The 17,966-nt window shown below is 70.0% G+C and carries 14 protein-coding genes; 11 read left to right on the forward strand and 3 right to left on the reverse strand.

Annotation, left to right across the window (positions count from 1 at the left end; all coding sequences use genetic code 11):
- Nucleotides 1-22: 22 nt before the first annotated feature.
- On the forward strand, nt 23-463 hold the full coding sequence (locus tag IM697_RS35470; RefSeq protein ID WP_194040168.1) for a peptidase inhibitor family I36 protein: 441 nt from the start codon (nt 23-25) through the stop codon (nt 461-463).
- A 114-nt stretch (nt 464-577) separates the two neighbouring features.
- On the forward strand, nt 578-1,498 hold the full coding sequence (locus IM697_RS35475; RefSeq protein ID WP_194040170.1) for a hypothetical protein: 921 nt from the start codon (nt 578-580) through the stop codon (nt 1,496-1,498).
- Nucleotides 1,499-1,579: 81 nt separating this feature from the next.
- Here the strand turns inward: IM697_RS35475 and IM697_RS35480 are convergent, their stop codons facing one another.
- Nucleotides 1,580-1,771 (reverse strand): hypothetical protein, encoded by a 192-nt coding sequence (locus tag IM697_RS35480; RefSeq protein WP_194040172.1) that lies wholly within the window; start codon nt 1,769-1,771, stop codon nt 1,580-1,582.
- Between the two features lie 604 nt (nt 1,772-2,375).
- On the opposite strand from IM697_RS35480, the gene IM697_RS35485 reads away from it, so the two are divergent.
- The 9 genes from IM697_RS35485 (at nt 2,376) to IM697_RS35525 (ending at nt 16,033) form a co-directional block, all read left to right on the forward strand.
- Nucleotides 2,376-6,134: a sensor histidine kinase gene (locus IM697_RS35485; RefSeq protein ID WP_194040174.1), complete on the forward strand. Its 3,759-nt coding sequence runs from the start codon at nt 2,376-2,378 to the stop codon at nt 6,132-6,134.
- Nucleotides 6,135-6,143: 9 nt separating this feature from the next.
- Entirely contained in the window at nt 6,144-6,557 is a 414-nt protein-coding gene (locus IM697_RS35490; RefSeq protein ID WP_048580707.1) for a roadblock/LC7 domain-containing protein, read from the forward strand.
- A gap of 114 nt (nt 6,558-6,671) precedes the next feature.
- Nucleotides 6,672-7,070, forward strand: coding sequence for a DUF742 domain-containing protein (locus IM697_RS35495; protein ID WP_003997626.1), 399 nt, complete (start codon nt 6,672-6,674; stop codon nt 7,068-7,070).
- Nucleotides 7,051-7,626, forward strand: coding sequence for a GTP-binding protein (locus tag IM697_RS35500; protein WP_030051303.1), 576 nt, complete (start codon nt 7,051-7,053; stop codon nt 7,624-7,626). Before IM697_RS35495 ends, IM697_RS35500 begins: the two co-directional genes overlap by 20 nt.
- Before the next feature lie 387 nt (nt 7,627-8,013).
- Nucleotides 8,014-11,262, forward strand: a complete 3,249-nt coding sequence (locus tag IM697_RS35505) for a sensor histidine kinase (RefSeq protein ID WP_194040176.1) — start codon at nt 8,014-8,016, stop codon at nt 11,260-11,262.
- Nucleotides 11,263-11,272: 10 nt separating this feature from the next.
- Complete coding sequence (locus IM697_RS35510; RefSeq protein WP_004983065.1) at nt 11,273-11,686, forward strand: roadblock/LC7 domain-containing protein; 414 nt, start codon at nt 11,273-11,275, stop codon at nt 11,684-11,686.
- A 95-nt stretch (nt 11,687-11,781) separates the two neighbouring features.
- Nucleotides 11,782-12,360 (forward strand): DUF742 domain-containing protein, encoded by a 579-nt coding sequence (locus tag IM697_RS35515; protein WP_194040178.1) that lies wholly within the window; start codon nt 11,782-11,784, stop codon nt 12,358-12,360.
- Nucleotides 12,341-12,922 carry a GTP-binding protein gene (locus IM697_RS35520; protein WP_031224757.1) on the forward strand — a complete coding sequence of 194 codons (582 nt, stop codon included), beginning with the start codon at nt 12,341-12,343 and terminating at the stop codon, nt 12,920-12,922. Before IM697_RS35515 ends, IM697_RS35520 begins: the two co-directional genes overlap by 20 nt.
- Before the next feature lie 99 nt (nt 12,923-13,021).
- Complete coding sequence (locus IM697_RS35525; protein ID WP_194040180.1) at nt 13,022-16,033, forward strand: NACHT domain-containing protein; 3,012 nt, start codon at nt 13,022-13,024, stop codon at nt 16,031-16,033.
- Nucleotides 16,034-16,097: 64 nt separating this feature from the next.
- On the opposite strand, the gene IM697_RS35530 is transcribed toward IM697_RS35525, so the two are convergent.
- Together IM697_RS35530 and IM697_RS35535 are read right to left on the reverse strand one after the other, a co-directional pair.
- Nucleotides 16,098-16,292, reverse strand: a complete 195-nt coding sequence (locus IM697_RS35530) for an acyl-CoA carboxylase subunit epsilon (RefSeq protein WP_194040182.1) — start codon at nt 16,290-16,292, stop codon at nt 16,098-16,100.
- A gap of 46 nt (nt 16,293-16,338) precedes the next feature.
- Nucleotides 16,339-17,922 (reverse strand): acyl-CoA carboxylase subunit beta, encoded by a 1,584-nt coding sequence (locus IM697_RS35535; protein WP_194040184.1) that lies wholly within the window; start codon nt 17,920-17,922, stop codon nt 16,339-16,341.
- Nucleotides 17,923-17,966 lie beyond the last annotated feature (44 nt).

The raw sequence follows: 17,966 nt of genomic DNA on the forward strand, positions 1-17,966 counted from the left end.
TTCACAAAACAAGGGGGAAGTCATGAAGACATCACGCAAGGTTCTGTCCGCGGCAATCGCCATTCCGGCCGCGGCCGTGGCGGTGTTGGGTATGGCTCCGATGGCGCACGCCGAGGCCAGAGCCACCTGCCCGGACTGGGAAAAGGACTGCGCGGTCTTCTACTACAACAGCAACAACCAGGGCTCTCGGACCGCCTTCACCCGTGACGGCGTGTCCAACCTCGCCGGCTACAAGTTCCTGTCGTCCGGCGCCGGCAAGGGTCTGGACGTGAAGAACAACGCGGCCTCGTTCTGGAACGCGAGCGTGGACAGCATCGCCACGGTCTTCTTCCGCAGCAACTACGGTGGCGCCTGCGACACGTTCGCGCCGCTCGCGGAGGCGAACAGGCTCGCCAAGACCTACAACGAGAATGCCTCGTTCGACTTCGACCGGCGCGGCACCAACTGCTACAAGTGGGACTAGGACGCCATCCGTAGAAAAGCGGCGCTCGACCCCGTGCAGGCTTCCGGCCTGTGCGGGGCTCTGCCGTATCCGGGAAATCCAGAGTCGTGCCCTTTCCCAGAGACGTTTGGACTCATGAGACGTTTGGCGATCCCCGTTCTCTCCCTGTCGCTGCTGGTCGGCTGCGCCTCGCAGGAGTCGTCCGACCGCGGCTCCGCCGAGGCCTCCACCACCGCCCCCGCACCGCGCCCGGACAGCCCGTCACCTGCGGCGTCGCCCGGGAAGGACGACTACACCTTCCGGCTGCCCATCGCCGCGTTCAGCTACACCGACGCCGAGTACGAGGTGATCGGCTCGGCGGAGCAGGTGCTGGCCCGGGACTGCATGAAGGGCTTCGGTCTGACCTATCGGCCGGCCGGGAATTCCACGCCCCCGAAATCGGAGGACCGGCGGTACGGGATAACGGACTTGGAGGGCGCGCGGCGCCATGGCTACCGGGTGCCGCCACAGCCGGACGCGCCGAAAGCGGAACTCACCGAGGACCAGATCAAGGTCCTCTACGGCAAACGGTCCCTGGACAAGGAGGCGGAGGACCGGACGAAGCTGGAGTACGGGGGGAAGGAAATCCCGGACGAGGGATGTCTGGGGAAGGCCATCCTCGACTTCCGCAAGCCCTATGAATACCCGGCGGGATCCGCCGCGGCGAGCCGTATCGCGGGGGAAAGCTACGACGCCTCCCTGAAGGACCCGAAGGTTCGGGCCGTCTTCGAGAAGTGGTCCTCGTGCATGAAGCGGAGCGGCTACGACTACGCCTCTCCGATGGCCGCGATGGAGGCACCGTCATTCCTGGCGGGGGAGGTATCGGCCACCGAGCGGAAAACGGCGGTCGCCGACATCACCTGCAAGCGGAATACCGGCCTCCTGGAAACGTGGTTCGAGGCCGAGTCGGCGATCCAGAAGGCGATGATGAAAAAGGACGCGGCGGCGCTGCGCAAGCTCGACGAGCTGCACGGGAAAAAGGTGAACGCGGCCAGAAAAATACTCGCCGAAGCGTGAGCCGTCGCGTGGGCCGTGGTGTGAGCATGGCTTGCGCGTGGCGTGACGTGGCTCCCCGGGCGGGCCGGGGAGCCGTGGCGACTACTCGGCCGCGGCCGCCGCGCCGACGGGGGCGTCCACCAGGACCGTGCGCCGGGGGTTGGCCGTCTGTGCGGGGAGGTCGACGGAGTGCTCCTGCTGCTGCGGGGTCTGCAGTTCGTCGGCGTCCTCGAGGTGCGCCAGCGTCGTGCGCCGCGGGTTGGCTATGTTGCGGAACATCATCGTCGTCTTCACCGTTGTACCGAGTCCTGTCGTGACGAAGCGCCGGTGCGGGCCCGGGAGAGGCCTGCGGTCCGGCGCGGTTGGCGGAATCATCCCTCTTGTAAAGCGTCAGGCTAAACATGCGATTCCCGCGGGAAGTCGCGAAGACCCCTTGATCAGCGTGTGAGTTTGCTCACGACTCGACAGGCATATCGGTCAATTCAGACCTGCGCACCATGCCAACGAAACGGACATTGGCCCACTGAAGCCATCATTCCGCTCCTGATCATGGCGACTGGGACACCTTCCGCGTGCGAGCGGCTCGCGGGCATAAGTCCGTTATGGGGAAGATTGGTTTCTACGGCTGGTAATCTTGCCCTCACACGGCGTCACGTATGTTACGGCTCGACCTACGGGCCTTGTTGGAGATCCTGCACTGTGCTGGAATTCCACGGACCGCCGCAGGATCGAGCCGGCGCACAGGGGGCGCATCGAGCGCCGAGCGGCGGCGAGAAGGGGGAGCCAGCGCCGGTCAATCACGACCACCAGGGAGCGTGTTCAGGACGCTCCCTAATACGCCGACACCGTGCCCGTCCGTTCAAGCGGAGGGGCGCCTGGTCCAGAGGTTGCGACGCTAGTGCAGGGACGTTTCAAGAGGGATGGCAGCGCTTCGGCGGAGCCGGAGCACGGCGGGACCGACCGAGGTCCCTCGCCCCAGCACGCCCAGAACCCGGGCCCGACCCCGTCCGTCGACGGCGGTGAGCGCTCCGGGCGCCCCGCCGTGTCGGTGTCGCCGAGCGCGGCGAACCCACCCGCTCCGCCCGCCAAGAAGCCGCCGAAGAACCCGACCGGCCCCGGCTCGCGAATAGCCCTGCGCAACTGGCGCATCTCCACGCGTCTGGTGGCGCTCCTGACCCTCCCGGTGGTCGCGGCCACCTCGCTTGGGGCCCTGCGCATCAGCGACAACATGGACGACATCCAGCAGCTCGACAACATGCGGCTGCTGACGGACATGACCAAGCGGGCCACCGAGCTCGCCGCGGCGCTCCAGGAGGAGCGCGACCAGTCCGCCGGTCCGCTGGCGCACGGCGCCAAGGCGACCGACTACACGGTCAAGGGCTACCGGGACAAGACGGACCGGGCGACGAAGAGCTTCATCGAGGCCTCCGAGGAGATCGACAACACCAGCAAGGACGGCAACCTCAAGGGCGTCCGCGACAACCTCGTCCAGCTCGTCGGTGACCTGAGCGACATCGCGAGGATCCGCAACACCGCCTACGAGGCCCAGCGCAACTCCACGCAGACGGTGGAGGCCTACCACCGGCTGATCACCAACCTGCTCGGTCTCTCCCAGGACATGGCGGAGGCGACCAGCAACCCGGAGATGATCCAGAGCACGCGTGCCCTGGCAGCCTTCTCCACCGCCAAGGAGTACGCGTCCATCCAGCGCGCCGTCCTCGCCGCCGCCCTGCCCGCGGACAACAAGTCCGTCGGCGACCTCTCCGAGAACGACCGCCTCTACGCCGAGTCGGCCGTGACGAGCCAGCGGTCCGAGCTGAAGAGCTTCCGCAGCATCTACGGCACCCAGGCCGCCGCCGACCTGCTGCAGCCGATCGAAGAGCGCAACCCGACGATCACGGCCAGCGACAAGTACGCCAACCGCGCGCTCGGCAACCCCAACGCCCTGGTCGACCTGGAGAAGCGTTCGTACCGGGACTGGGTGGACGACAGCACCACCAAGATCCAGGGCATGCGCGCCATCGAGACCACGCTGCTGGAGGAGATGGAGCAGAAGGCCCGCGAGCTGCGCAACGCCTCCGAGCGCGAGGCGATCATCTCCGGTGCGCTGATCCTGCTCGTGCTCGGTGTCTCGCTGGTCGGCGCCTTCGTCGTGGCCCGCTCCATGATCCGCTCGCTGCGCCGCCTGGAGGAGACCGCCACCAAGGTCGCCCAGGACCGTCTGCCCGAGCTGGTCAAGCAGCTCTCCGAGGCCGACCCGCAGGACGTCGACACCTCCGTCGAGTCGGTCGGTGTGCACTCCCGGGACGAGATCGGCCAGGTGGCCGCGGCCTTCGACGACGTGCACCGCGAGGCGGTCCGCCTCGCCGCCGAGCAGGCCCTGCTGCGGGGCAACGTCAACGCGATGTTCACCAACCTCTCGCGCCGCTCCCAGGGCCTCATCCAGCGTCAGCTCTCGCTCATCTCCGAACTGGAGTCCCGCGAGGCCGACCCGGACCAGCTCTCCTCGCTGTTCAAGCTCGACCACCTCGCGACGCGTATGCGCCGTAACGGTGAGAACCTCCTCGTCCTCGCCGGTGAAGAGCCCGGCCGCCGCTGGACCCGCCCGGTCCCGCTGGTCGACGTGCTCCGTGCCGCCGCGTCCGAGGTGGAGCAGTACGAGCGCATCGAGCTGGCCGCCGTGCCGACCACCGAAGTGGCCGGCCGCGTGGTCAACGACCTCGTGCACCTGCTCGCCGAGCTGCTCGAGAACGCGACCTCGTTCTCCTCGCCGCAGACCAAGGTCAAGGTCACCGGTCACGCGCTGCCCGACGGCCGCGTCCTGATCGAGATCCACGACACCGGTATCGGCCTCTCCCCCGAGGACCTCGCGGCGATCAACGAGCGGCTCGCCTCGCCGCCCACCGTGGACGTCTCCGTCTCCCGCCGCATGGGCCTGTTCGTGGTCGGCCGGCTGTCGCAGCGGCACGGCATCCGCATCCAGCTGCGCCCGTCGGACTCCGGCGGTACGACCGCGCTGGTCATGCTCCCCGTCGATGTCGCCCAGGGCGGCAAGAAGCCCGCTTCGGGCAAGCCCGGCCAGAACGGCCCGGGTGGCTCCGGTGGTCCGGCCGCCGCGCAGGCCGCGGCCGGTGCGGCCGCCGCGCGTCGTCAGGCCCAGGCCGGCGGCGGCTCCCTCGGCCCGAGCGCGCCGGGCGGTGCGCTCGGTGCCGGTGCGCCCGGCGGGGGCCGGCTCGGTGCCGGTCAGGGACCGCGGGCCGCGCTGCCCGGGCGGGACGGTGGCGGTCAGCCGGGTGGACCGGGTGCGCCGCGGGGACCGCAGGGTCCGGGTGCTCCGTCGGCCCCGTCGCAGGGCCGGCCGGCTCCGGCCGGTGCGGGCGCCGGCTTCGGTGGCCAGGCTCCGGGCGCGCCGCAGGGTTTGCAGGCCGCGGGCATGAACGCGGACGGCTTCGGCCCGGGCCAGGACGCCTTCGGCGGCAGCCGCGGCCCCGGTCGCGAGCAGTCCCGGCCGGGCTCCTCGGCGCCGCAGTCGCCGCCCCCCGGCGGTGAGAAGGGCCGTCGTGGCCGCCAGCCGCAGCTGCCGCCGCGCGGTGGCCCGCGGGCCGAGCTGCCGGGCGGCAACCCGCCCTCCCGTCCGAGCTGGAGCGACGAGAACGCGCAGCCGCCGGTGCCGCGCACCTCGCTCGACACCCCGCGCGGACACGACGAGGACCCCGCACAGACCTCCCGGATGCCGCGCGTCGACGACCGCCAGGGCCCCGGCTCCACCTCGGAGTTCGCCCGCCCGGACTTCGACGCCCCGGCCCCCGGTACCTACGAACCGCAGAGCACGGGCCAGTTCGCCCGCCCCGGTGCGAACGAACCGCAGAACAACGGGCAGCACAACACCGGCCAGTTCGTCCGCTCGGACGTCTTCGGCTCCCCGGGCGGGCAGCACAACTCGTCGCAGACGGGCCAGTTCTCCGTACCGCAGTCGTACGACGACAGCTCGACGGGCCGGCACCCCCTGCCCGGCCACCAGAACCCCGAGTCCACCGGCCAGTTCGAGCGGCCCCAGGTCAACGGCGGCTACGGCGGCAACTCCGGCCTCGTCGGCCCGGCGCAGCCCCCGGCCCCGCCGCGTCCGCAGCAGCGGCCCGCGCGGCAGGAGCCCGAGGCGCTGCCGCCCGCGACGGGTCCCGGTGACGGGCGCACCCCGCTGTACGACACGTTGGAGACCAACTGGTTCCACGGCGGTCAGCAGGGACGTCAGCCCGGCTCGAACGGCACGGCCCCGGCCCCGTCTCCCCGTCAGGAGAGGCAGGAGCCGCAGGCCCCGGCGGAGCGGCCGCAGCCGTCCTCCGCCCCCCAGCGTTCCGCGTCGACCGCATGGCGCAGCTCACCGAACGACGACCTCGTCCGGCAGGCTGAACGCGTCAGGCAGCCGGCCGCGGGCGGCGTCACCACTTCCGGCCTGCCGCGCCGGGTGCCCAGGGCGAACCTCGTCCCGGGTACGGCTCAGCAGCAACAGCACCAAAGCGGTCCGCAGGTCTCGCGTTCGCCTGATGACGTACGCGGCCGGCTGACCAATCTCCGTCGGGGTATCGCGCAGGGTCGACAGGCCGGCACCGGCCAGACCGGCAGCTTCCCGAGCCCCACTCACCAGCAGGAGCGTTAGTTGAGCCAGATGAGCCAGGCGGCACAGAACCTCAACTGGTTGATCACCAACTTTGTGGACAACACCCCGGGTGTGTCCCACACCGTCGTCGTGTCCGCCGACGGTCTGCTGCTGGCGATGTCGGAGGGTTTCCCTCGCGACCGTGCCGACCAGCTCGCGGCCGTCGCGTCGGGTCTGACCTCGCTGACGGCGGGAGCCTCACGGATCTTCGACGGCGGTAACGTGGCCCAGACCGTCGTGGAGATGGAACGGGGGTTCCTGTTCCTCATGTCGGTCTCGGACGGTTCGTCCCTCGCCGTCCTGGCACACCCCGAATGCGACATCGGCCTCGTCGGCTACGAGATGGCGCTGCTGGTCGACCGCGCGGGCGCGGTGCTCACGCCCGATCTGCGCGCCGAACTACAAGGCAGTCTGCTCCACTGACCCGCCCCGGATCCACCCGCCTCACGAAATCACCGTCGGCCGACACAATCCCCCCACTGGCCTCACCAAGACGGCACGAATGACCGAGACTTGCTGTCCCCGCCCGGAGGATTCATGACCCCGCCCACCGCCTCTCATGATCCGTACGCGGAGCCGTACGAGGATGAGGGCGACCAGCCGCTGGTACGTCCTTACGCGATGACCGGCGGCCGGACCCGGCCGCGCTACCAGCTGGCCATCGAGGCCCTGATCAGCACCACGGCCGACCCGGCAGCGCTCATGGGGCTCCTCCCGGAGCACCAGCGCATCTGTCACCTGTGCCGTGAGGTGAAGTCGGTCGCGGAGGTCTCCGCGCTGCTGTCCATGCCGCTGGGTGTGGCCAGGATCCTCGTCGCGGACCTCGCCGAGGCCGGCCTGGTCGCCATTCACCAGCCGGGCGGCGACGAGAACAACGGCGGCGCTCCGGACGTGACGCTGCTCGAAAGGGTGCTCAGTGGACTTCGCAAGCTCTGAACCAGGCCGGGCGACCACCTCCGCGAAGATCGTGGTGGCGGGTGGCTTCGGCGTGGGCAAGACCACGTTCGTGGGCGCCGTCTCGGAGATCAACCCGCTGCGCACCGAGGCCGTGATGACCTCGGCGAGCGCGGGCATCGACGACCTCACGCACACCGGGGACAAGACCACCACCACGGTGGCCATGGACTTCGGCCGTATCACCCTGGACCAGGACCTGATCCTGTACCTGTTCGGTACGCCGGGTCAGGACCGGTTCTGGTTCATGTGGGACGACCTGGTGCGCGGCGCCATCGGCGCCGTCGTCCTGGTGGACACCCGCCGTCTCGCCGACTGCTTCCCGGCCGTCGACTACTTCGAGAACAGCGGGCTGCCGTTCGTCATCGCCCTCAACGGCTTCGACGGGCACCAGCCCTACACGCCCGACGAGGTGCGCGAGGCACTGCAGATCGGTCCGGACGCGCCGATCATCACGACGGACGCCCGGCACCGGGCCGATGCGAAGAGCGCGCTGATCACGCTGGTCGAACACGCGCTCATGGCACGGCTGCGGTAGCGCAAGTCGGTAGCACCATACGGCAGTTGTCGTAGATGCACCGGAGCCGACTGTGGCCTTTGACACGGTCGGCTCCATTGTTCATAACGTTTCGGCAGAGGAATCGGGTGGTATGGCCACTCGTCGCGGTCAAGCGGTCTCGCTGCGCGCACAGAAGCCCCGTCTTTTGGCGGGGCTCGCTCTTTATGACCGTTTTATCTGGGGCTTACATCACGTGGAATCCTCCTCTTCCACTGTTTGGAAGAGCGCAGGCCGACGTGCTGGAATGCGAGAACTGCCCAATAGTCAAAGACGTACTCAGCGGTACTGCGTACTCCATGGCGAACTGGGCTCTGAGACACTGCGGCACAACGTAGGTGCCGACCCCGCCGGAAGGTTGTTGGTCGAGTGAGGCGAAGCAAGAACAGTCCCGAGCCGTCGGCCCGGGGCAACTTCACCCCGCCGCCGCGCGGAGCGGCGCCCGCCCCTGTGCCCGGATCGGAACCAACGGCGGCGCCCGCGCCAAGCGGCGGCCGCCTCTCGCCGCGCAACTGGCGCGTGCCGACCCGGCTGAACGCGATCCTGCTCATACCCGTGCTGGTCGGCCTCGTCATGGGCGGCTTCCAGGTGAAGAGCTCGATCGACACCTGGCAGGAGGCCGAGGACGCGGAGAACACCGCGCGCCTGGTGGCCGCCGCCCTCACCTACGGCGATGCCCTGCTCGTCGAGCGCGACACCTCCGCCGCCCCCCTGTTGCAGGGCAAGGGCGAGGACGACCCGACGGTCGCCAAGGTCCGCGCCGCCACCGACAAGGCCGCCGACGCCTTCGACGAGGCCGCCCAGAACATGCCGGACCGGCCCAACCTGGAGCGCCGTCTGGAGCGCTTCCGCGAGGTGGAGCCGGACCTGACGGATCTGCGCGCGGCCGCCTACACCGACAAGCTCGACGGCGTGAAGACCGAAGAGGGCTATGTCGAGGTCGAGCACCGTCTGCTGGAGTTCTCCAACGAGCTGGGCCTGGGCACCGGCAACATCACCAGCTACGGCCGTACCGTCTACGCCATCTCGCTGACCAAGGGCGCTCTCTCGCTGGAGCGCTCCATCGGCATGCACATGCTGGTCAAGCCCGGCCCCAAGAACGCGGACCTGGCCAAGCAGCGCATCGCCCTCTCCTCCTACGCCTACCTGGAAGGCATCGCCATCCAGGAGTACCAGAGCGGTGGCACCGAGCAGGACATCCAGAAGCTCGAGGACGCCACGAAGGCGATCAAGGCCGAGGGTGCGGCGATGGCCACGGCGGCCAAGCAGAAGAACCCCGACTACGTGCCGCCGCCCTCCGACCCGACCAAGATGGTCGGGGCGCTGGCCCAGCTGACGTCCACGGACACGAGTGAGCGTGCCGCTCTCGCCCAGCAGGGCATCACCGCCGAGAACTGGTGGGCGGTCAACACCCTCAAGTACAACGCGTACCGCGACATCGAGAACGACCTCGCGGGCACCGCGGTGAACGAGGCCGCCGGCATCTCCGACGACGCCAAGCGCGACGCCCTGATCACCGGTGCCGCCGTCGTGGTCGCCCTGCTCGCCGCGTTCATCCTGGCCGGCATGGTGGCCCGCCAGATGTCCCGCTCGATGCGCCAGCTGCGCAACGCCGCCTTCGGCATCGCCGAGCAGCGGCTGCCGATGCTGGTCGACCAGCTCTCGCGCACCGACCCCGGCCGCGTCGACACCCGGGTCGCCCCGATCCCGATCAACACCCGCGACGAGATCGGCGAGGTCGCCCGCGCCTTCGACCAGGTCCACCGCGAGGCCGTCCGGCTCGCCGCCGAGCAGGCCCTGCTGCGGGGCAACATCAACGCGATCTTCACCAACCTCTCGCGCCGCAACCAGTCGCTGATCGAGGGCCAGCTGACCCTGATCACCGACCTGGAGAACAACGAGGCCGACCCGGACCAGCTGGAGAACCTCTTCCGTCTGGACCACCTCGCGACCCGTATGCGCCGCAACGGCGAGAACCTCCTGGTCCTCGCCGGCGAGGAGCCCGGCCGCCGCTGGGACCAGCCGGTCCCGCTGGTCGACGTGCTGCGCGCCGCCTCCTCCGAGGTGGAGCAGTACGAGCGCATCGAGCTGTCCGGCGTCCCGGAGGCCGAGATCCACGGCCGCGCGGTCACCGACCTCGTGCACCTGCTCGCGGAGCTGCTGGAGAACGCGACGACGTTCTCCTCCCCGCAGACCAAGGTCCGCGTCACCGCGACCCGTCTCCCCGACGGCCGCGTCATGATCGAGATCCATGACAAGGGCATCGGCCTGACCGCCGAGGACTTCGCGGACATCAACCACAAGCTGGCCAACCCGCCCACCGTGGACGCCGCGATCTCCCAGCGCATGGGTCTGTTCGTGGTCGGCCGGCTGTCCGACCGGCACGGCATCCGCGTGCAGCTGCGCCCCTCGGGCGAGCAGGCCGGCACCACCTCGCTGGTCATGCTGCCGGACGCGATCACGCACGGCGGTGGCGGCGGCGAACAGCAGCCGGCCCAGGACGAGTTCACCGTCTCGCAGATCATCCCGGAGCAGCAGTTCCCGGGTGAGAACTTCAACCAGCCGATGCGTACGGCCGCCGAGCTCGGCTTCGACGACAGCGCCTACCCCGGGGTCCCGGACGACATACGCGAGCTGGACCCGGTCGGCCGCTCCCTGATGCGCGAGGAGCGCCGGGCGGCCCTGGAGGCCGAGATACAGGGCCAGCCGCCCGCCCCGGAGCTCCCCGAGGCGCCGGCCTACGCCGACGACTTCCCCGGCCGGTCCGGCTACGACAACCGCCAGAACGACTTCGGCGACCAGACGTCGGCCTACGACCGGCAGCAGGCGTACGAGGAGCAGCAGCAGGCGGCGTACGACGAGCCGCAGCAGCCGTCGTACGAGGAGCAGCAGCAGGCGTACGACGACACGTACTACGCGCCGAACGGCGGACTGCCCCGCAACGACACGTTCTCGTCGGGCGGCGGCTACCCCGAGCCCTCCTATGCGGAGCCGGCCGCCGAGGAGCCCGCGCCCACCGGTGGCTCCGCCCCGGAGAGCTTCCCGGCCTTCCAGCAGCGGCGTCACCAGGACGACTGGCCGCAGCAGGACGGCTACCGCAACGGCTACCCGGACCAGTACGCTCCGCAAGCGGAATCCGCGCAGGCCGATGACGCGGACGAGCGCGACCGCGTAGGCTTCGACCGTCCGGGGACGGCCCCCACCGCCGGCCACGCGATGACCGACGCCGGACTGCCCCGCCGCGGCTCCGTCACGAACGGCACCAACGGCGCACGGCCCGCGCGGCAGGAGACGCCGGCCCCCACCCCGGAGAGCAACGGCGACAGCAGCTGGCGTTCGCAGAACGACGACCGCTGGCAGCAGGCCGCGCAGCTCCGGAAGCCCAAGGCGGGCGGGGTGACCTCCTCCGGCCTGCCGCGGCGGGTGCCCAAGGCCAACCTGGTCTCGGGAGCCGCCGAAACAACCCCCCAGGGGGGCCCACAGGTCTCCCGCGCTCCCGAGGACGTCCGGGGCAGGCTGAGCAACCTGCGCCGCGGTGTCCAGCGGGGCCGCAGTGCGGGAAGTGAAACGAACGGCCAGGGCTTCGGTCCTGACAGCACCTACAACCAGGAGCGTTAGTGTGAGCCCGATGAGCCAGGCGGCACAGAACCTGAACTGGTTGATCACCAACTTCGTGGACAACACCCCCGGGGTGTCGCACACGGTGGTGGTCTCCGCCGACGGACTCCTTCTGGCGATGTCCGAAGGCTTTCCGCGCGATCGAGCCGACCAGCTCGCGGCCGTCGCGTCCGGTCTGACGTCTCTGACGGCAGGCGCCTCCCGCATCTTCGAGGGCGGGAGCGTGAACCAGACGGTTGTGGAGATGGAGCGGGGATTCCTCTTCATCATGTCCATCTCCGACGGTTCCTCGCTCGCGGTTCTCGCACACCCGGAGGCGGACATCGGCCTCATTGGGTACGAGATGGCGCTTCTGGTCGACCGTGCCGGTACGGTCCTGACACCGGATCTGCGGGCGGAGCTCCAGGGGAGCCTGCTCAACTAACAGACAGTCGGTGCGTTTTGGCGTCCCGTGGCCGTAAAGTTTCGGGACGCGGCTCCACATGATGGGTGCCAGGCACAGTCGGAGGAGGAGAGAAAGTGGCAACACCCCCAGACGGTTCGTCATCGGGCAACTGGTCGTACGGTCCTGGCCAGGGCCGGAACGACGGTTCCCAGAACCCGAACCGTTACAACTTCCCCTCCACGCCGAGCCAGCGGCAGCCGTACGCCCCGCAGGGCCCCGGGCCCTCGCCGTACGACCAGCCGCCGGCGCCGCGCATCCAGCCGGTGCAGCCGCAGCGACGCGCCCCTGAGCCGGCGCCCGCCGGGGCGTCGAACAACCCCCTGGTGCGCCCGTACGCCATGACCGGCGGCCGGACGCGCCCGCGCTACCAGCTCGCCATCGAGGCGCTGGTGCACACCACCGCGCAGCCGCACCAGATGCAGGGCCAGCTGCCCGAGCATCAGCGGATCTGCAACCTCTGCCGGGAGATCAAGTCGGTGGCCGAGGTCTCGGCCCTGCTGACGATCCCTCTCGGCGTGGCCAGGATCCTCGTCGCCGACTTGGCGGAGGCGGGCCTGGTCGCGATCCATCAGCCCGGCGGCGACGAGAACGCCGGCGGCCAGCCAGACGTGACACTGCTCGAAAGGGTGCTCAGTGGACTTCGCAAGCTCTAGCGGCGGTCCTTCCCGCTCCACCACCTCCGCGAAGATCGTGGTGGCGGGCGGCTTCGGCGTGGGCAAGACCACGTTCGTCGGCGCCGTCTCGGAGATCAACCCGCTGCGCACAGAGGCCGTGATGACGTCTGCTTCGGCGGGCATCGACGACCTCACCCACACCGGGGACAAGACGACCACGACGGTCGCCATGGACTTCGGCCGCATCACCCTGGACCAGGACCTGATCCTGTACCTCTTCGGTACGCCCGGCCAGGACCGCTTCTGGTTCATGTGGGACGACCTGGTGCGCGGTGCCATCGGCGCCGTCGTGCTCGTCGACACCCGGAGGCTCGCCGACTGCTTCCCGGCCGTCGACTACTTCGAGAACTCCGGTCTCCCCTTCGTCATCGCCCTCAACGGCTTCGACGGCAACCAGCCGTACAACCCGGACGAGGTGCGCGAGGCACTCCAGATCGGCCCTGACACCCCGATCATCACGACGGACGCCCGCCACCGCGCGGACGCGAAGTCGACGCTCATCACCCTGGTGGAGCACGCTCTGATGGCCCGCCTGCGCTAGCGGCTCCGCAGCCGCTCTTCGGCACCTTTCGCTTGCGGCCCTCGTTCCTCCTGTGGGAGGGATGGGGGCCGTGAGTCGTTTTCGGGAGGGGATACGGCGATGAGCGCTGAGGCGGCCGCGTTACGGCTGGGGACGACCGTGGCGAACACGGCGGCGCAGATCTGGCTCGGCGGCAAGCGGCGCGAGCAGGAACGCCACCTGTCCGTCGAGGAGCTGGCCCGGGTGCGGGTGCCCGGTGTGAAGTTCTCGCGGAGCGTGAAGCGGCAGTTCGAGCAGATCGCCGACGCGGTGTTCGACCGCCTGGAGCCGTTCCTGGAGCATGAGTTCCGGGGTCTGTCCTCGGCCGGGGTGGTGGTCGACGCCGTCTGTGACACCTTCGCGGCGGCGGACCTCTCCGACGAGGCGCTGCTGGCGGCGGACGCCCAGCCGGCCGAGCTGATCCGGCGGATCACTCGGGCGGTGCGTGCGCCGGTGGGTCTGAACGAGGCCGAAAGCAGCCTGTACGAGCGGCTCTTCGCCGAGTGCGTGGAGTACTACGTCCGGATCGTGCGCGGTCTGCCGGTGTTCGAGGAGCGGGCGGCTGCGGAACTGCTCGTGCGCACGTCGACGCTGGGCGGTGAGGTGGCCCGTCTGCTGGAGCGCCTGCCGGACCGCTCCCTGTTCGCGCCGGAGGGCACGGACCAGGACACGGCGTTCCGGCGCCGGTACCTGGAGCTGGTCAGCGAGAGCCTGGACGAGGTGGAGCTGTTCCGCCGCGCCTCCGACCGCGCGGCCGCCCAGGTACGGCTGTCGGTGGCGTACGTCAGCCTGCGCGCGACCGGCGACGACAGTGTGTGGCGCCGTACGGCCCGCTCGCTGCCCCGCCTGCGGGCCGACATGAGCGACTGGGAGGAGGCGGGCGGCGAGGGCTCCGGGATGCGGGTGGAGGCCGCCCTGCGCGGCTCCTCCCGGGTGCTGCTGCGCGGCGAGGCGGGCTCGGGCAAGACGACGCTGCTGCGCTGGCTGGCGGTCACGGCGGCCCGGGGCGCCTTCACGGGCGAGCTGACGGAGTGGAACGGCCTGACGCCGGTGTTCGTGAAGCTGCGGGAGTACAGCGGCCGTACGCTGCCGGCGCCGGAGGCGATGCTCGACGGCGTGGCCGCGCCGCTGACCGGGATCATGCCCAGGGGCTGGGTGGAGCGGCAGCTCGACGGCGGGCGGGCGCTGCTGCTGATCGACGGCGTGGACGAGCTGCTCGACCGGGAGCGGCGGGCGGTGCGGGACTGGCTGCGGCGACTGCTGTCCACGTACGGCGGGGTGCGGGTGGTGGTGACGTCCCGGCCGGCCGCGGCGGGCGCGGACTGGCTGCGCCGGGAGGACTTCGCGGCGCTGCACCTGGACCGGATGACGCCGCCGGACCTCGCCGCGTTCGTACGGCAGTGGCATCAGGCGGTACGGGAGCTGGGGGACGAGCTGCCGTGTGGGGTCGACGACCTCCCGCAGTACGAACAGTCGTTGCTGACGAGTCTGAAGGACCGGGCACATCTGCAGTCGCTGGCGGGGACTCCGTTGCTGGCGGCGATGCTGTGTGCGATGCATCTGAACCGGGGGCGGCAACTGCCGCGGGACCGGATGGAGTTGTACCGCAGTGCCCTGCACACACTGGTGCACGACCGGGACGCGAACCGGAACGTGCCGAGCGCGGTGGACAGTGCGCTGAGCCTCGGCGACAAGCTGATCCTGCTGCGGGATCTGGCGTGGCGGCTGTCGGACAACAACCGCAGCGAGATCGCGCTGGAGCAGGCGGCGGTGCATGTGGGGGCGCGGTTGCGGGCGATGCGGCATCTGGAGCCGATGGACGGCGAGTCGGTGCTGCGGCGGTTGCGGGACCGCTCGGGGCTGCTGCGCTCCCCCGCCCAGGGGCGGCTGGACTTCGTGCACCGGACGTTCCAGGAGTACCTCGCGGCGGAGGAGGCGGCCGAAGAGGACCGGATCGGCAATCTGGTCGGACGGGCGCATCTGGATCTGTGGCGGGAGACGGTCATCATGGCGGCGGGGCATGCGAACGCTCGGCAGCGGGAGGAGCTGCTCGGCGGGATCCTGGACCGGGCGGAGCAGGAGCCTCGGTATGCGCGGGCGCTGCGGTTGGTGGCGGCGTCCTGTCAGGAGACGTTGCCGTCGGTGTCGGCGGGGGTGGCGGCGCGGCTGGAGGAGGCGGTGTCGCGGCTCCTGCCGCCGCGGCGGGAGACGGACCCACCGGCGTTGGCGACCGTGGGGCCGAGTCTGCTGCGCAGGCTGCCGCGGTCGGGGGCCGGGCTGACGGAGAAGGCCGCGGCGCAGACGGTGCGGACTGTCGCGCTGATCGGTGGGGAGGAGGCGTTGGGAGTTCTGGAGGGGTTCGTGGGGGACGGCCGAGACGACGTGGTCCGTGCCCTCATCGATGCGTGGGCCTACTTCGACGCGGAGCTCTACGCGGACCGAGTACTGTCGCGGATGCCCCTCAAAGCCCGATCGGTCAAGCTCACCCACTCCGGCCAGTGGCGGCCTCTGACCCGGCTGGAGTCGGTCACCAGCCTGGAAATCGGCTACCCCTTCATGGAGTTCGCGGCCCTGAGTGAGCTGTCGGCACTGACCGACCTGGTCCTGTTCGAGCTGCGCGGCGAGGTCGACCTTCAGGTGCTCCGGAGCCACCCCGCTCTGGACTTCCTCGCCCTGATCGGCGACATGTCGGTGAAACACCTCGGAGCCCTCCGCGAACTGGAGCGGCTGAAGGCCCTCTTTCTCTACCTCGGCGACACCTCTCAGCTCGGCGACCTGCGACTCGGAGAAAGCGTCCACACCGTCGGGCTCTCGAGCGTGGGAGCGTCCACGGACCTGTCCGTTCTCGGCGGCTGCTACCACCTGAGGACCCTGCACCTGTTCGCCGACGAACCCTGTCTGCCCAAGGGACTGCACACGGTGTTCGCACTGGCTGGTCTGCGCCTGACCCTCCACGGCTTGGACATCGCCGCCTGGCTGGAATCGCCGGACTTCGCACCGCCCAAGGTGCGGCAACTCAGCTTGCACCGCTGCGTCCTGCCGTCAGATCCCGGCGCCCTGGAGTTCCCCGGCGTCGACGTCCACATCCACTGAACACGCACCACGGCCCCGCCCTCCCCCGGTGGGGGAGAACAGGGCCGTGGCCACACTCAGGAAGTCAGCGCCAGCTGTGCGGTGCCCGGAAGCCCGGCTCGCGCTCCAGGCGGCGCCAGCCGGCCTTCGCGCGGCCGCGGTGGGCCGGGGTGGTGGCGGAGGGCTGGGCGGCGGCGCGGGCCAGGAGGATCGCCGTGATGGCGGCGACTTCCTCGGGCTCGGCGTGGCCCTTCTCGACGCGGATGTCAGGGAGGTTCATGGGTGTCAGTCTCCGTGAGAGAGGTTTCCGCAGCGGTACCGGTGGGTTACTGCGGGGGGTTGCCGTGCTTGCGGGACGGCAGGTCCGCGTGCTTGGTGTGGAGCATCGCCAGGGAACGGACGAGGACTTCGCGGGTCTCCGCGGGGTCGATCACGTCGTCCACCAGGCCCCGCTCCGCCGCGTAGTACGGGTGCATGAGCTCGGACTTGTACTCCTTGACCATGCGGGCCCGCATGGCGTCGGGGTCCTCGGCGTCGGCGATCTGACGGCGGAAGATGACGTTGGCCGCGCCTTCCGCGCCCATCACCGCGATCTCGTTCGTCGGCCAGGCATAGGTGAGGTCGGCACCGATGGACTGGCTGTCCATCACGATGTACGCACCTCCGTACGCCTTGCGCAGGATCAGCGAGATCCGCGGCACGGTCGCGTTGCAGTAGGCGTAGAGCAGCTTCGCGCCGTGGCGGATGATTCCGCCGTGTTCCTGGTCGACGCCGGGGAGGAAGCCCGGCACGTCCAGGAAAGTGACGATCGGGATGTTAAAAGCGTCACACATCTGGACAAAGCGCGCAGCTTTTTCCGACGCCTCGATGTCCAGGACGCCCGCCAGCACCTGCGGCTGGTTGGCGATGATGCCCACCACCTGGCCGTCCAGCCGGGCCAGCGCGCAGATGATGTTCCGCGCCCAGCGCTCGTGGACCTCCAGGTAGTCGCCGTCGTCGACGATCTCCTCGATGACCTTGGCCATGTCGTACGGCCGGTTGCCGTCCGCCGGGACCAGGTCGAGGAGCACGTCGCTGCGGCGGTCCGGGGCGTCCGTGGACTCCGCGCGGGGCGGGTTCTCACGGTTGTTCTGCGGGAGCAGCGACAGGAGGTAGCGCACCTCGGCGATGCACGTCTCCTCGTCGTCGTACGCGAAGTGGCAGACGCCGGAGGTCTCGGCGTGCACGTCCGCGCCGCCCAGGCCGTTCTGGGTGATCTCCTCGCCCGTCACCGCCTTGACCACGTCCGGGCCGGTGATGAACATCTGGGACGTGTCGCGGACCATGAAGACGAAGTCCGTCAGCGCCGGGCTGTACGCCGCACCGCCCGCGCACGGGCCGAGCATGACGCTGATCTGCGGGATGACGCCGGACGCCTTGGTGTTGCGCTGGAAGATGCCGCCGTAGCCGGCGAGGGCGGAGACGCCCTCCTGGATCCGGGCGCCGGCGCCGTCGTTGAGGGAGACCAGCGGCGCGCCCGCCGCGATGGCCATGTCCATGATCTTGTGGATCTTCGTGGCGTGGGCCTCGCCCAGCGCACCGCCGAAGATGCGGAAGTCATGGGCGTAGACGAAGACCGTACGGCCCTCCACCGTGCCCCAGCCGGTGATGACACCGTCGGTGTACGGCTTCTTGGCCTCCAGACCGAACCCCTGGGCCCGGTGCCGGCGCAGTTGCTCGACCTCCCGGAAGGAACCCGGGTCCAGGAGCAGCTCGATGCGCTCCCGGGCGGTCAGCTTGCCCTTGGCGTGCTGCGCCGCGGTCGCCTTCTCGCTCGGGCCGGCCAGCGCCTGGGCACGGATCTCGTGCAGCTCGGCCGTCCGCCCGCGGGCGTCGATCGGCTCACCCGGTGCCTCATCCAAAACGGTCATGTAGCGACCTTACGAAGGACGCGCTGGAAAGCGAGCCGTTGACT

Origin of the sequence: Streptomyces ferrugineus (assembly GCF_015160855.1) — a bacterium.
Taxonomy (GTDB): domain Bacteria; phylum Actinomycetota; class Actinomycetes; order Streptomycetales; family Streptomycetaceae; genus Streptomyces; species Streptomyces ferrugineus.

What these genes read in the sequence shown, in the direction of transcription:
- IM697_RS35470 (WP_194040168.1), top strand. Translation starts at nt 23, where the DNA reads ATGAAGACATCACGCAAGGTTCTGTCCGCGGCAATCGCCATTCCGGCC.
- IM697_RS35475 (WP_194040170.1), top strand. Translation starts at nt 578, where the DNA reads ATGAGACGTTTGGCGATCCCCGTTCTCTCCCTGTCGCTGCTGGTCGGC.
- IM697_RS35490 (WP_048580707.1), top strand. Translation starts at nt 6,144, where the DNA reads ATGAGCCAGGCGGCACAGAACCTCAACTGGTTGATCACCAACTTTGTG.
- IM697_RS35495 (WP_003997626.1), top strand. Translation starts at nt 6,672, where the DNA reads ATGACCCCGCCCACCGCCTCTCATGATCCGTACGCGGAGCCGTACGAG.
- IM697_RS35510 (WP_004983065.1), top strand. Translation starts at nt 11,273, where the DNA reads ATGAGCCAGGCGGCACAGAACCTGAACTGGTTGATCACCAACTTCGTG.
- IM697_RS35525 (WP_194040180.1), top strand. Translation starts at nt 13,022, where the DNA reads ATGAGCGCTGAGGCGGCCGCGTTACGGCTGGGGACGACCGTGGCGAAC.
- IM697_RS35530 (WP_194040182.1), bottom strand. Translation starts at nt 16,292, where the DNA reads ATGAACCTCCCTGACATCCGCGTCGAGAAGGGCCACGCCGAGCCCGAG.
- IM697_RS35535 (WP_194040184.1), bottom strand. Translation starts at nt 17,922, where the DNA reads ATGACCGTTTTGGATGAGGCACCGGGTGAGCCGATCGACGCCCGCGGG.